The sequence below is a fragment of the Cellulosimicrobium sp. PMB13 genome, from assembly GCF_051294865.1.
Lineage (GTDB): Bacteria > Actinomycetota > Actinomycetes > Actinomycetales > Cellulomonadaceae > Cellulosimicrobium.
In genome coordinates, this window is record NZ_CP145910.1 from 2,804,230 (window position 1) to 2,817,126 (window position 12,897).

Genomic DNA, 12,897 nt, shown 5'->3' on the forward strand with positions numbered 1-12,897 from the left:
GCCGGGGAGGCGGCGCCTGGCTCCGCGCGGGTCCCGCCCGCGGGGCGCCGCGCCGTCGCGCCACGCCCTGGGGGAGAACTCCCCTCCACGCCTCTCCACCGGCGTGACCTGCGGAGATCCTGCGAAGGGGGGTGAATTCCCGCGGTTTCCCCGAGAGCGGTGGAGCGAAGTGGAGTACCGTGGAGGAACTGGGAGCAGGAGGGGAGGTGCCAGGTGCATGTCCGGCTTCGTGGACGACGTGCTCGGTGGTTCCTCGAGCCTGCTCCTCGGGACCTTCACCCCTCGTCTGGACGACAAGGGGAGGCTCATCCTCCCTGCGAAGTTCAGGCCCCGGCTCGCGTCGGGGCTCGTCATGACGCGCGGTCAGGAGCGCTGCCTGTTCCTGCTGCCGATGGACGAGTTCCGCCGCATGTACGACCAGATCCGTCAGGCACCCGTGACGAGCAAGCAGGCACGGGACTACCTGCGGGTCTTCCTGTCGGGGGCGAGCGACGAGATCCCGGACAAGCAGGGCCGGGTCTCGATCCCCGGACCGTTGCGGACGTACGCAGGGCTCGACCGCGACGTCGCCGTGATCGGCGCGGGGACCCGCGTCGAGATCTGGGACGCGGCGGCCTGGGAGACCTACCTCGCGGAGCAGGAGTCGGCGTACGCCGACACCGCGGAGGAGGTGTTCCCGGACCTGCGCTTCTAGGACGGGCACGGGTTCCCGTCCGGTGAGGTCTCCTCCCGCCCGGTCTGGCGCACTTCCCCGGCGCCAGAAAGGACGCGGAGGGAGACCTGACCGGACGGTCCCGGCACCGTAGGCGATTGGCAGCACGGCACGACGACGCACGAGTCATCGAGAGGAGGCACGACACGATGAGCACCACGCCCGACGACGCGGCCGAGCGCCACGTCCCCGTCCTCCTCCAGCGCTGCGTCGACCTCCTCGCCCCGGCGCTCCAGGTGCCCGGTGCCGTCCTCGTCGACTGCACGCTCGGCATGGGCGGGCACACGGAGGCCGTCCTCGACCAGGTCCCGGGGGCGCGCGTCGTCGGCATCGACCGCGACCCCGAGGCGATCGCGCGGGCGTCGCGACGGCTCGCGCGGTTCGGCGACCGGTTCCGTGCCGTGCACGCGGTGTACGACGAGATCGGCGAGGTCGTGGCCGACGTCGTGGGCGGGCCCGTGCAGGGCGTGCTCATGGACCTCGGGGTCTCGTCGCTGCAGATCGACGAGAGCGAGCGGGGCTTCTCCTACGCGCAGGACGCACCGCTGGACATGCGCATGGACCCGACGACCGGCCGGACGGCCGCCGACGTGCTCAACACGTACGACGAGCGCGAGCTCACCCGCATCCTGCGCGAGTACGGGGAGGAGCGGTTCGCGCAGCGCGTGGCGCGCGCGATCGTGCGGCGCCGCGAGCAGGAGCCGTGGTCGCGCAGCGGTGACCTCGTCGACCTCGTGCGCGCGTCGATCCCCGCGGCGACCCGCACGACGGGCGGCAACCCGGCCAAGCGCACGTTCCAGGCGCTGCGCATCGAGGTGAACGGCGAGCTCGAGGTGCTGGCGCGCGCCGTCCCCGCGGCGGTCGACGCGCTCGCCGTGGGCGGGAGGATCGTCGTCGAGTCCTACCACTCGCTCGAGGACCGCATCGTCAAGCGGGCGCTCGCCGCGGGCTCGACGGTCGACGTCCCGCCCGGCCTGCCCGTCGTCCCGGACGAGGCCCAGCCGTACCTGCGCCTGCTGACCCGCGGCGCGGAGGAGGCCCCGACCGTCGAGCGGGAGTCGAACCCGCGCTCGGCGTCGGTGCGGCTCCGTGCGGCCGAGCGCACGCGCCCCACGCCCCAGCACCGCCGACCGCACACCACCACGCACCGTCCGGACCGACCGGGGGAGAGGAACCGATGAGCGCACTGAGGTCCACCGCGACCGCCCGCCCGCTCCCGCGCACCGCACGCCCGCAGGCCAGGCCCGCGCGCCCCGACCTCAGGGCGCTGCCCGGCGGAGCGACGGAGCGCGGAGCCCGGTCCCGGCTCGAGGTGGTGCGAGCGCCGCTCCAGGCACGATCGCGCGTCCCGTTCCTCGTCCTGTGCATGTCGCTCCTGGGTCTGGCGCTCCTGTGTGCTCTCCTGGTGAACACGACGATGGCGCAGAACTCCTACGAGATGTCGGAGCTGCGGCGGGAGGTGGGCCAGGTGCGGCAGGACACGCAGCGGTTGCAGGCGGAGGTCTGGGACGCCAAGGCGTCGCTGCCCGAGCGCGCGATCGCGCTCGGCATGGTGGAGGCGCCGAGCCCGAGCATGGTCCGGCTCTCCGACGGCGTGGTCCTCGGCGTCCCGCAGGAGGGGGCCGGCCAGTGACGGCGCGGGCGGGAGGGCGCGACCGCTCCGGCGTACCGGGGGCCCGCTCGTCCGTCCCGCGGCCGAACCCTGCCCGGTCGACGCCTGCCCGGTCGTCCGCACCACGCCCTGCCACGGCCCGGGCTGCCGCCACCACGGCGACCGGTCGAACGGCGACCGGTCGGCCGTCCGCTGCGACGCCGGCCGCCCAGCGCACGACGGCGCGCTCGACCACGGCCCGCTCGACCACGGCCCGCTCGACCACGACGCGCGCGGTGTCGGGGCGGTCGGCGTCCGTGGCGCCCCGCGCTCCGCGGTCGGTTGGTTCGGGTCCCCGTCGGCCCGTGCGGCCGACCCGGCCACCCCGTGAGCCGGGCCGTCCCGAGAACCGGCAGCGCTGGCTCATGGGGGTCGCGACGCTCGTCGTGCTGCTCTTCGTCGGCCAGCTCGTCAACGTGCAGGTGATCAAGGGGCCGGCGCTCGCGGCCGCCGCGCGGGACGACAGGCTGCGCAGCACGACGATGATCGCGCACCGCGGCGACGTCACCGACGCGGACGGCGTCGTGCTCGCGACCTCCGTCGACCGGTACACGATCGGCGCGGACCGCACCGCGATCCAGTCGTTCACCCCGGGCAGCAGGAAGCTCGCGGACGGCACGGAGCTCACCGAGGGCGGTGCCGTCGGGGTCGCGAAGCTGCTCGCCCCCGCCCTCGGGGAGTCCGCACCCGAGCTCGCGGCCCGCCTCAACGGCGAGGGCTACGTCGTCCTCGCGAAGGAGGTCACGCCGGAGGTCCAGCGCGAGATCGCCGAGCTGCGCCTGTCGGCCTTCATCCGCGCGGACGCGACGAGCGAGCGCTCGTACCCGGCCGGGACGGTCGCCGGGAACCTCGTCGGCTTCGTGAACGCCGAGCAGGTCGGCCAGGGCGGGGTCGAGGCCGCGTACGACGACGTCCTCGCCGGGACCCCGGGGTCCCGGTCCTGCGAGGCGGGGCTCGGCGGACAGCTCATCCCGACCGGGCAGTGCGAGACCGACCCCGCCGTGCCGGGTGAGAACCTGCGCCTGACGATCGAGCACGACGTGCAGTGGAAGGCGCAGGACGCGGTGGACCGCGCGGTGCGCGAGTCCGGCGCCGACTTCGGGATCGCCGTCGTGCAGGACGTCCGCACGAGCGAGCTGCTCGCGCTGGCGGAGTCGGGGACGGTGAACCCCAACGACCGCACGACCGACGCCGTGGCGAACCCGAGCCGGGCCGTGTCGAACATCTTCGACCCCGGCTCGACGGGCAAGGTCGTCACGATGGCCGCGGCGCTCGAGGGCGGGTACGCCGACGCCGCGACGCAGTTCGAGGTGCCCTACCTGTACACGACGCCGAACGGCCAGACGTTCAAGGACTCGCACGAGCACGGGGTCGAGCGGCTGACGCTCGCCGGCGTCCTCGCGGAGTCGTCCAACACCGGCACGGTCCAGGTGGGCGAGCGCATCCCCAAGCAGGTGCGCTACGACTACCTGCACAAGTTCGGCTTCGGCCAGTACACCGGTCTCGGTCTGCCCGGCGAGTCCGCGGGCATCCTGCACCCGGCCGACGCGTGGGACGGGCGCACGGAGTACGCCGTGCTGTTCGGGCAGAGCGTCTCGGTCAACGCGGTGCAGGCGACGAGCGTGTTCTCGACCGTCGCCAACGGCGGGCTGCGGGGGACGCCACGTCTCGTCGCGGGCACGACGTCGGCGGACGGCGCCTTCACGCCGGCCGAGACGGAGCCGCCGGAGCGCGTGGTCTCGCAGGAGACGGCCGACACGGTGCTGCGGATGATGGAGAGCGTGGTGGAGGACGGCACGGGGTCCGCGGCCGCCGTCCCGGGCTACCGTGTCGCGGGCAAGACGGGCACGGCCGAGGCGCCCGGTGCCGACGGTCAGCTGTCCGGGATCATGGCGTCCTTCATCGGTGTGGCGCCCGCCGACGACCCCCGGTACACCGTCGCGGTGTTCCTCAAGAACCCGCGCACGTCGATCTACGGCGGGGTCGTCGCGGCGCCCGTGTTCTCCCAGATCATGGGCTTCACGCTCGAGCACCAGGGCGTCGCGCCGAGCACCGAGCCGTACGTCCCGCTGCCCACCACGTGGTGACCCCTGTGGCGGACGTCACCGGGCCTCGTCGGCCCCGCGGTGAAGGTCCCGTGAAGCGCGGGCGGGGCCCGTCCGCGAGGCCGGGAGTCGCACACCGGCACGGTAGGTTCTACACGTGACATCCCCGATCGACCGCATTCGTCCCGCCCTGTCCGCGCACCGCACCGTGGGGGACGCGGCCGCCCGGTTCGGGCTCGCGGTCCGCGGCGGCACCCGGGGCGACGACGCCGCGGCGGTCGAGATCTGGTCGGTCGCCTCGGACGACCGGGCCGTCGCCGACGGCGACCTCTTCGTCGCGCTGCCGGGTGCCCGCGCGCACGGCGCCGGGTTCGCCGCCGCGGCGGTCGAGCGCGGTGCGCGCGCTGTCCTCACGGACGAGCAGGGTGCCCTCCTCCTGGCCGACGCCGTGACCGGCGTCCCCGTCCTCGTCGCGGACGACCCGCGGTCGCTGCTCGGCCCGCTCGCCGCCTGGGTCTACGGCAACCCCGCGGAGCGGCTCACGACGTTCGGCGTCACGGGGACGAACGGCAAGACGACGACGACGTACCTCCTCGACCACGTGCTGCGCGCGCTCGGCTGGAAGGGCGGTCTCATCGGCACGGTCGAGATGCGCTCGGGGGACCGGGTCCTGCCGAGCCGCCTGACGACTCCCGAGGCCGCGGACCTCCAGGCGCTCCTCGCGGCGATGCGCGAGGACGAGGTGAGCACGCTCGCGATGGAGGTCTCGTCGCACGCGCTCGCGCTGCACCGCGTCGACGGGCTCGTGTTCGACGTCGTCGGGTTCACCAACCTCAGCCAGGACCACCTCGACTTCCACGGCGACCTCCAGGAGTACTTCGAGACGAAGTCGCTGCTCTTCACGCCCGAGCACGCGCGGCGCGGCGTCGTCGTCGTGGACGACGCGTGGGGTGAGCGGATGGCCGCCGCTTCCCGGGTCCCCGTCGCGACGCTCCGCGTAGCCGGTCCGGAGCCCGACGCCGGGGCCGACGTCGCGCCGGCCGACTGGACCGTCGCCGACGTCCACGCGGCCGCGGCCGGCGGCACGTCGTTCACCCTGCGGCACCGCGACGGCCGCGCCGTCCGCACGTCGACGGCGCTCCCGGGCGGCTTCAACGTGGCGAACGCCGCGCTCGCCCTCGCCATGGTCCTCGAGGCCGGCTCCGACGCGCGCGACGTCGAGGCGGCTCTCGCCGCCGCAGGGGGACTGGCTCCCGCCGTGCCGGGGCGCATGGAGCTCGTCTCGACGGCGCCCCACGAGCCGCGCGTGGTCGTCGACTTCGCGCACAACCCCGACGCGCTCGCGCTCGCGCTGGACGCGCTGCGCCCGACGACGCCCGGCCGCCTCGTCGTCGTGTTCGGCGCGACGGGCGACCGCGACCGCGGCAAGCGGCCGACCATGGGTGCGGTCGCCGTCGACGGCGCCGACGTGGTCGTCGTGACCGACGACGACCCGCACGGGGAGGACCCGGCCGCCATCCGGGCCGAGGTGCTGCCCGGGGCGCTGGCCGCGCGCGACTCCCTGCGCGGTGCGCCCGAGCCGCGCGACGTCGTCGTGCGCGAGGTCGCTCCGCGCGCGCGCGCCATCCACGAGGCGGTCGCCGACGCCGGTCCGCAGGACACCGTCCTCGTCGCGGGCCGCGGCCACGAGGTGTGGCAGGAGATCGCGGGCGTCGACCACCCGCTCGACGACCGCGTGGAGGCCCGCGCGGCACTCGCGCAGCGGACCGGGGCCCCACCGGACCCCCCTCGCGCGGACCGGCCCGGTACGCCGACGGACACGTCCTCCGGGCCGCCGGCCCCCGCATCTCTCGCGACGACGCACGACCCGAAGGAGCACCACGCATGATCGAGCTCACTGCGGCCGAGGTGGCCGCAGCGACCGGTGGACGGCTGTCCGCCGACCCCGACGTGCGGGTGCCGGGCCCCGTCGTCGTCGACTCCCGCAAGGTCGTGCCGGGTGCGCTGTTCGTCGCCCTGCCCGGCGACCACGTCGACGGGCACGACTTCGCGCCGCGCGCCGTCGCGGCCGGTGCGACCCTCGTCCTGGCCGCGCGCGAGCTGGACGAGCCGTGCGTCGTCGTCGACGACGTGCAGACGGCGCTGGGCGAGCTCGCCCGGCACGTGCTCGCGACGCTGCGCGAGCGCGGAGACCTGCGGGTCGTCGGCGTGACCGGCTCGGTCGGCAAGACCACGACCAAGGACCTGCTCGGTCAGCTCCTGCGGGCCGAGGGGCCGACCGTCGTCCCGCAGGGCTCGTTCAACAACGAGATCGGCCTGCCGCTGACCGTGCTCGAGGCGGACGCCTCGACGCGGTACCTCGTCCTCGAGATGGGCGCGAGCGGCGTCGGGCACCTCACCTACCTCACGCGCATCGCCCCGCCGGACGTCTCGGTCGTCCTCACGGTCGGCAGCGCGCACCTCGGCGAGTTCGGCGGGATCGAGGCCGTCGCGCGGGCGAAGTCGGAGATCGTCACCGGGCTCGCGCCGGGCGGCACCGCCGTGCTCAACGCCGACGACCTGCGCGTCGCCGCGATGGCCGGCGTGGCGCCCGGCGAGGTCGTCACGTTCGGCACGATCCCCTCTGCGGACGTGCGCGCCGAGGGCCTGCGCATCGACCGCACCGGACGCGTCGCCTTCACGCTGCGCACCCGCGCGACCGCCGGGGGCGAGACCGCCGAGGCCGCCGTGACGCTGGGCCTCGTCGGCGAGCACCACGTGACGAACGCCCTCGCCGCCGCCACCGCGGCGCTGCGGCTCGGGGTCGCGCTGCCCGACGTCGCGGCCCGCCTGTCCGACGCGCGCGCCCTGAGCCCGCACCGCATGCAGGTGACCGAGCGCGCGGACGGCGTGACGGTCATCGACGACTCGTACAACGCGAACCCGGACTCGATGCGCGCCGCGCTCAAGGCCCTCGCGGTCGTCGCGGGGCGCGACCGGCGCTCGGTCGCCGTGCTCGGCGAGATGCTCGAGCTGGGCGACGACGCGCGCGTCGCGCACGACGACATCGGCCGTCTCGTGGTGCGATTGAACATCAAGCTGCTCGTCGTGGTCGGCGAGGGTGCCGGTGGCATCCACGACGGCGCGACCCAGGAGGGCTCCTGGGGCGACGAGACGCGCTTCGTGCCCGACGTCGCGGCAGCCGCCGCGCTGCTGCGCGAGGAGCTCCGGGAAGGGGACGTCGTGCTCGTCAAGGCCTCCAACGGGTCCGGCCTGTGGCGTCTGGGCGACGAGCTCGCCGCGGCGGAGCCGACCGACCCGGCCGGTGCGCCCGGCGAGGCGCAGGGAGGCGCCGCATGATCGCGGTCCTCGTCGCGGCGGGCGTCTCGCTGCTCGTCGCGCTGTTCGGGACGCCGCTGTTCATCCGCTTCCTCGTGCACCGCAACTACGGGCAGTTCGTCCGCCAGGACGGCCCGACGGCGCACTTCACGAAGCGCGGCACACCGACGATGGGCGGCGTCGTGATCATCGGCGCGACGCTGGTCGGCTGGGCGATGTCCTACGTGGTGTCGGGGCGCTTCCCGAGCGTCTCGGCGCTCCTCGTGCTGTTCCTCATGACGGGGCTCGGACTCGTCGGTTTCCTCGACGACTTCACGAAGATCAAGAAGCAGCGCAGCCTCGGGCTCACCGCGCGCGCGAAGATCGTCGGCCAGGGAGCGGTCGGCATCACGTTCGCCGTGCTCGCCCTGCAGTTCCCCAACGAGAACGGCCGGACGCCCGCGTCCACGCGCATCTCGTTCCTGCGCGACACGAATCTCGACCTCGCGTTCGCGGGGGTGACGGTCGGGCTGATCCTCTTCGTCATCTGGGCGAACTTCCTCATCACGGCGTGGTCCAACGCCGTGAACCTCACCGACGGCCTGGACGGGCTCGCGACGGGCGTGTCGCTCATCGTGTTCGGCGCCTACATCCTCGTGAGCATCTGGCAGCTCAACCAGACGTGCCAGCGGATCGTCTCGGCGGGACCACGCTGCTACGAGGTGCGCGACCCGCAGGACCTCGCGATCATCGCGGCCGCCATCATGGGCGCGTGCTTCGGCTTCCTGTGGTGGAACGCGAGCCCGGCCAAGATCTTCATGGGCGACACCGGCTCGCTCGCGCTCGGCGGGGCGCTCGCCGGGCTCTCGATCCTCTCGCGCACCGAGATCCTCGCGGCGATCATCGGCGGGCTCTTCGTCATCATCGTCATGTCGGACATCATCCAGATCGGGTTCTTCAAGATGACCCGGCGGCGCGTGTTCAAGATGGCGCCGCTGCACCACCACTTCGAGCTGTCCGGGTGGGGCGAGGTCACGATCGTCATCCGGTTCTGGCTCATCGCCGGGCTGTTCGCCGCGCTCGGCATGGGCATCTTCTACGCCGAGTGGGTGGTCGGCTAGTGGTGCGCGACCGTCACGACCTCGCCGTGCCGCTCGCGGACGCCCGGGTCGTGGTCGCCGGGCTGGGCGTGTCCGGCCGGGCCGCCGTGGCCGCCCTGCGGCCCCGGGCGGCGCACGTCGTCACGCTCGACGACCGCGCCGACGACGCCGACGTGCGCTCGGCGGACGCCGTGGACCTGGGCGAGACGGACCTCGTCGTGGCCTCGCCCGGCTGGGCACCCAGCCACCCGTTCCTCGTGGCGGCCGCCGCGCGAGGAGTGCCGGTGTGGAGCGAGGTCGAGCTCGCGTGGCGCCTGCGCGTCGACGGCCCCGCGGGCCACCCCGCGCCGTGGCTCGCGGTCACCGGCACCAACGGCAAGACGACGACCGTCGAGATGCTCGAGACCATCCTGCGCACCGCCGGGCTGCGTGCCGCGGCGGTCGGGAACGTCGGGACGCCCGTCGTCGAGGCCGCGCTCGACCCCGCGCTCGGGGTCCTGGCCGTCGAGCTCTCGAGCTTCCAGCTCCACTACACGCACACGACGTCGCCCGAGGCGGGGGCGGTCCTCAACGTGGCGCCCGACCACCTCGACTGGCACGGGGGGATCGACGCCTACGCGGCCGACAAGGGACGGGTCTACTCCGGCGCCCAGGTCGCGTGCGTCTACAACGTCGCCGACCCGCGCACCGAGGCGCTCGTCGTCGAGGCCGACGTCGTCGAGGGTGCGCGCGCGGTGGGGTTCACGCTCGGCGCGCCCGCGCGCGGGCAGCTCGGCGTGGTCGAGGGTGTGCTCGTCGACCGGGCCTTCCACGCGCCCGCCGACGCGCGCGACCGCCACACGTACGCGGCCGAGCTCGCGACCCTCGACGACCTCGCGCACCTCGCCGGCGCGGACGGGCAGGTGCCGTCGCACGTCGTCGCGAACGCCCTGGCCGCCGCGGCGCTCGCGCGGGCCCACGGCGTGCCCGCCGTCGCCGTGCGCGACGGGCTGCGCGACTTCCGCACGGGCGCGCACCGGATCCAGCAGGTCGCGACGGTCGACGGCGTCGCGTACGTCGACGACTCCAAGGCCACCAACGCGCACGCGGCCTCCGCATCCCTCGCGGCCTTCGCCGCCGGGACCGTCGTCTGGGTCGCGGGGGGCCTCGCGAAGGGGGCGTCGTTCGACGAGCTCGTCGCGTCGCGCGCCGAGCGGCTGCGTGCCGTCGTGCTCATCGGGGTCGAGGCCGAGCCGTTCGCGTCCGCCCTCGCCCGACACGCGCCGGATATCCCCGTCGTGCGCATCGATCCTGGCGACACTGGGACGGTGATGACCCGCGCCGTCGACTCCGCCCGCCGTCTCGCCGTCCCCGGCGACACGGTGCTGCTCGCGCCGGCGGGGGCGTCGATGGACCAGTTCCGGTCGTACGCGGCACGCGGCGACGCGTTCGCCGCGGCCGCCCGCGCCCTCGTGCCCGAGCACGGGTAGCCATGACGCAGACCGCGAGCGGCCGCACCTCGACGTCGCGCACGGGGAAGGCGCCACGGCGCTCCCCGGGCACCGCGCCACGCACGGCCGCCCGGCCCGCACGGACGGCTCCGGCCGCCGAGCGGCAGTGGCTGGGCCAGTGGAACAGCACCGTGACGAGCTACTACCTGCTCGTCGGCGCGACCACGCTCCTGACGATCATCGGGCTCGTCATGGTGTTCTCCAGCTCGGCCGTGACGGAGATCGCCGAAGGCAGGTCGCCGTTCGGGGCGCTGCTCAGCCAGGGGCAGTTCGTCCTCATCGGCCTGCCCGTGCTGCTCGTCGCCTCGCGCCTGCCCGTGCGCTGGTACAAGGCGCTCGCGTGGCCGGGGCTCGCCGTCGCGCTCGCGCTGCTCGTGGCCGTGCTGTTCATCGGTGAGAGCCGGGGCGGGAACACGGGCTGGATCGCGCTCGGGACGTTGTCGTTCCAGCCGTCGGAGATCGCGAAGCTCGCGCTCGCCCTGTGGCTCGGCGTCGTCCTCGGGCGCAAGCAGCACCTGCTCGGCCGGTGGCGCCACGTCGTCGTGCCCGCGGTGCCGGGGGCGCTCGTCGTCGTCGGGCTCGTCATGGGCGGGCACGACCTCGGGACGGCGCTCGTCATCATGCTGCTCGTCGCGGGCGCCTTCTTCGTCTCGGGCGCGAGCACGCGACTGCTGGGCCTGGGCGCCGCGGCCGCCGCGTTCGTCGTCGGCTACGCGTTCATCCTCCAGCAGGACGGCGGCGACCGGCTCGGACGCATCACGTCGGCCTACGGCGAGTGCATCGACACGCTGGGGGAGTGCTACCAGCCGACGCACGGGCTCTGGGCGCTCGGCACCGGCGGGCTCACCGGTGTGGGTCTCGGTGCCAGCCGGGAGAAGTGGAACTATCTCCCGGAGGCGCACAACGACTACATCTTCGCCGTGATCGGCGAGGAGCTCGGGCTCCTCGGGACGCTGCTCGTCCTCGGTCTGTTCGTCGTGCTCGGTCTCGCGATGAGCCGGATCGTGCGGCGCCACCCCGACCCGTTCGTCAAGATCACGACCGCGGCGATCGCGTGCTGGATCGTGGGCCAGGCGTTCATCAACATCGGCGTGGTCATCGGGCTGCTGCCCGTGATCGGCGTCCCGCTGCCGCTCGTCTCGGCGGGTGGCACGGCGCTCATCATGACGATGGCGGCGCTCGGCGTCGTCATCTCCTTCGCGCGCACCGAGCCCGGCGCGGCGGAGGCGCTCGCCGCGCGGGGGAGCGTCGTCCGCCGCTCGCTCGCGGTCGTCGGCCGGACCGCCAGGCCGCGCCGCCGCACCACCTGAGCGCGTGGCCCGGCCCCGGGGGCGCCGGCACGAGCACCACCCGACCACATGACGACGCGGCACCCGCCGCGCAAGGAAGGACGACGAGGTACGTGACGACGATCGGATCTGTGGTGCTCGCGGGGGGCGGGACGGCGGGGCACGTCAACCCGCTGCTCGCGGTGGCGGACGAGCTGCGGGCGCGTGAGCCCGGGCTCGTGGTGACGGCGCTCGGTGTCGCCGGCGGGCTGGAGGACGACCTCGTGCCCGCGCGCGGCTACCCGCTGCGGCACGTGCCGCGCGTGCCGCTCCCGCGGCGGCCGAGCACCGAGTGGATCAACCTGCCCGGTCGGTTCAGGGCAGCGGTCGACGCCGCGGGCGCGGCCATCGACGAGACCGGCGCGCGCGTCGTCGTGGGCTTCGGCGGGTACGTCTCGACGCCCGCCTACGTCGCGGCGCACCGTCGTGGGGTGCCGATCGTCGTGCACGAGCAGAACGCGCGCCCGGGTCTCGCGAACCGGGCCGGTGCGCGCTGGGCGTCGCGGGTCGGGGTGACGTTCGAGGGCACGCCGCTCAAGGGCGGGGTCGTCACGGGCCTGCCGCTGCGCCGCGAGATCGCGGACCTCGTCGCCGCACGCACGACCGACCCCGCCGGCGTCCGGGCACGCGCCGCCGCGAGCCTCGGGCTCGACCCGACCGCGCCCACGCTCGTGGTCACGGGCGGGTCGCTCGGTGCGCAGAGCCTCAACGAGGCGGTCTCGGGCGCGGCGGGCGAGCTGCTCGGCGCGGGCGCCCAGGTGCTGCACCTCACGGGCCGCGGCAAGGACGGGCCCGTGCGGGAGGCGGTCGCGGGCGTCGCCGTCGGCGGCGCGCGCTACGACGTGCGCGAGTACCTCGCCGAGATGCAGCTCGCGCTCGCGGTGGCGGACCTCGTGGTCTGCCGGGCGGGCGCGGGCACCGTCGGTGAGCTCGCGGCGCTGGGCGTCCCGGCCGTGTACGTCCCCCTCCCGATCGGCAACGGCGAGCAGCGGCTCAACGCCACGGCCGTCGTCGACGCCGGGGGCGGCCTGCTCGTCGACGACGCCGCGATGGACGCCACGTGGGTGGCACGGAACGTGCCGGGGCTCCTGGGCGACCCCGTCCGTCTCGCCGCGATGGCACGTGCCGCGGCGAGCGCCGGCGTGCGCGACGGCGCGGCGCGCGTCGCGGACCTCGTCGCCGCGGCCGTGGCCGAGGGGGCACGTCCGTGAGCGGCGCCGCCCAGGACGTGGTGCGCCTGGAGGACCTGGGCACCGTCCACCTCGTCGGGGTCG

At 74.8% G+C, this 12,897-nt stretch carries 10 protein-coding genes; all 10 read left to right on the forward strand.

What is annotated here, in order from left to right; all coding sequences use genetic code 11:
* Positions 1-217: 217 nt before the first annotated feature.
* The 10 genes from mraZ to murG all read left to right on the forward strand — a co-directional run bounded on the left by mraZ (position 218) and on the right by murG (position 12,834).
* Positions 218-694 (forward strand): division/cell wall cluster transcriptional repressor MraZ, encoded by a 477-nt coding sequence (gene mraZ, locus V5D56_RS12575; protein WP_435735663.1) that lies wholly within the window; start codon positions 218-220, stop codon positions 692-694.
* Between the two features lie 167 nt (positions 695-861).
* The gene (gene rsmH / locus V5D56_RS12580) at positions 862-1,893 is read left to right on the forward strand and encodes a 16S rRNA (cytosine(1402)-N(4))-methyltransferase RsmH (RefSeq protein ID WP_435735664.1); all 1,032 of its coding nucleotides are present in this window, start codon (positions 862-864) and stop codon (positions 1,891-1,893) included.
* Positions 1,890-2,345 (forward strand): hypothetical protein, encoded by a 456-nt coding sequence (locus V5D56_RS12585; RefSeq protein WP_435735665.1) that lies wholly within the window; start codon positions 1,890-1,892, stop codon positions 2,343-2,345. The genes rsmH and V5D56_RS12585 overlap by 4 nt, the downstream gene beginning before the upstream one ends.
* Before the next feature lie 323 nt (positions 2,346-2,668).
* The gene (locus V5D56_RS12590; protein WP_435735666.1) at positions 2,669-4,450 is read left to right on the forward strand and encodes a peptidoglycan D,D-transpeptidase FtsI family protein; all 1,782 of its coding nucleotides are present in this window, start codon (positions 2,669-2,671) and stop codon (positions 4,448-4,450) included.
* 115 nt (positions 4,451-4,565) lie between these two features.
* Complete coding sequence (locus V5D56_RS12595) at positions 4,566-6,296, forward strand: UDP-N-acetylmuramoyl-L-alanyl-D-glutamate--2,6-diaminopimelate ligase (protein ID WP_435735667.1); 1,731 nt, start codon at positions 4,566-4,568, stop codon at positions 6,294-6,296.
* Positions 6,293-7,747, forward strand: a complete 1,455-nt coding sequence (locus tag V5D56_RS12600; protein WP_435735668.1) for a UDP-N-acetylmuramoyl-tripeptide--D-alanyl-D-alanine ligase — start codon at positions 6,293-6,295, stop codon at positions 7,745-7,747. Before V5D56_RS12595 ends, V5D56_RS12600 begins: the two co-directional genes overlap by 4 nt.
* Positions 7,744-8,826 carry a phospho-N-acetylmuramoyl-pentapeptide-transferase gene (gene mraY, locus V5D56_RS12605; protein ID WP_435735669.1) on the forward strand — a complete coding sequence of 361 codons (1,083 nt, stop codon included), beginning with the start codon at positions 7,744-7,746 and terminating at the stop codon, positions 8,824-8,826. Before V5D56_RS12600 ends, mraY begins: the two co-directional genes overlap by 4 nt.
* A gap of 2 nt (positions 8,827-8,828) precedes the next feature.
* Positions 8,829-10,274, forward strand: coding sequence for a UDP-N-acetylmuramoyl-L-alanine--D-glutamate ligase (gene murD / locus V5D56_RS12610; protein WP_435735670.1), 1,446 nt, complete (start codon positions 8,829-8,831; stop codon positions 10,272-10,274).
* Between the two features lie 2 nt (positions 10,275-10,276).
* The gene (ftsW, locus tag V5D56_RS12615; protein ID WP_435735671.1) at positions 10,277-11,605 is read left to right on the forward strand and encodes a putative lipid II flippase FtsW; all 1,329 of its coding nucleotides are present in this window, start codon (positions 10,277-10,279) and stop codon (positions 11,603-11,605) included.
* A 92-nt stretch (positions 11,606-11,697) separates the two neighbouring features.
* Complete coding sequence (gene murG / locus V5D56_RS12620; RefSeq protein WP_435735672.1) at positions 11,698-12,834, forward strand: undecaprenyldiphospho-muramoylpentapeptide beta-N-acetylglucosaminyltransferase; 1,137 nt, start codon at positions 11,698-11,700, stop codon at positions 12,832-12,834.
* The last annotated feature ends 63 nt before the right edge of the window (positions 12,835-12,897 follow it).

Excerpts from the sequence above, each read along its gene's own strand:
- mraZ (WP_435735663.1), top strand. The coding sequence starts at position 218 with ATGTCCGGCTTCGTGGACGACGTGCTCGGTGGTTCCTCGAGCCTGCTC.
- rsmH (WP_435735664.1), top strand. The coding sequence starts at position 862 with ATGAGCACCACGCCCGACGACGCGGCCGAGCGCCACGTCCCCGTCCTC.
- V5D56_RS12585 (WP_435735665.1), top strand. The coding sequence starts at position 1,890 with ATGAGCGCACTGAGGTCCACCGCGACCGCCCGCCCGCTCCCGCGCACC.
- V5D56_RS12600 (WP_435735668.1), top strand. The coding sequence starts at position 6,293 with ATGATCGAGCTCACTGCGGCCGAGGTGGCCGCAGCGACCGGTGGACGG.
- mraY (WP_435735669.1), top strand. The coding sequence starts at position 7,744 with ATGATCGCGGTCCTCGTCGCGGCGGGCGTCTCGCTGCTCGTCGCGCTG.
- ftsW (WP_435735671.1), top strand. The coding sequence starts at position 10,277 with ATGACGCAGACCGCGAGCGGCCGCACCTCGACGTCGCGCACGGGGAAG.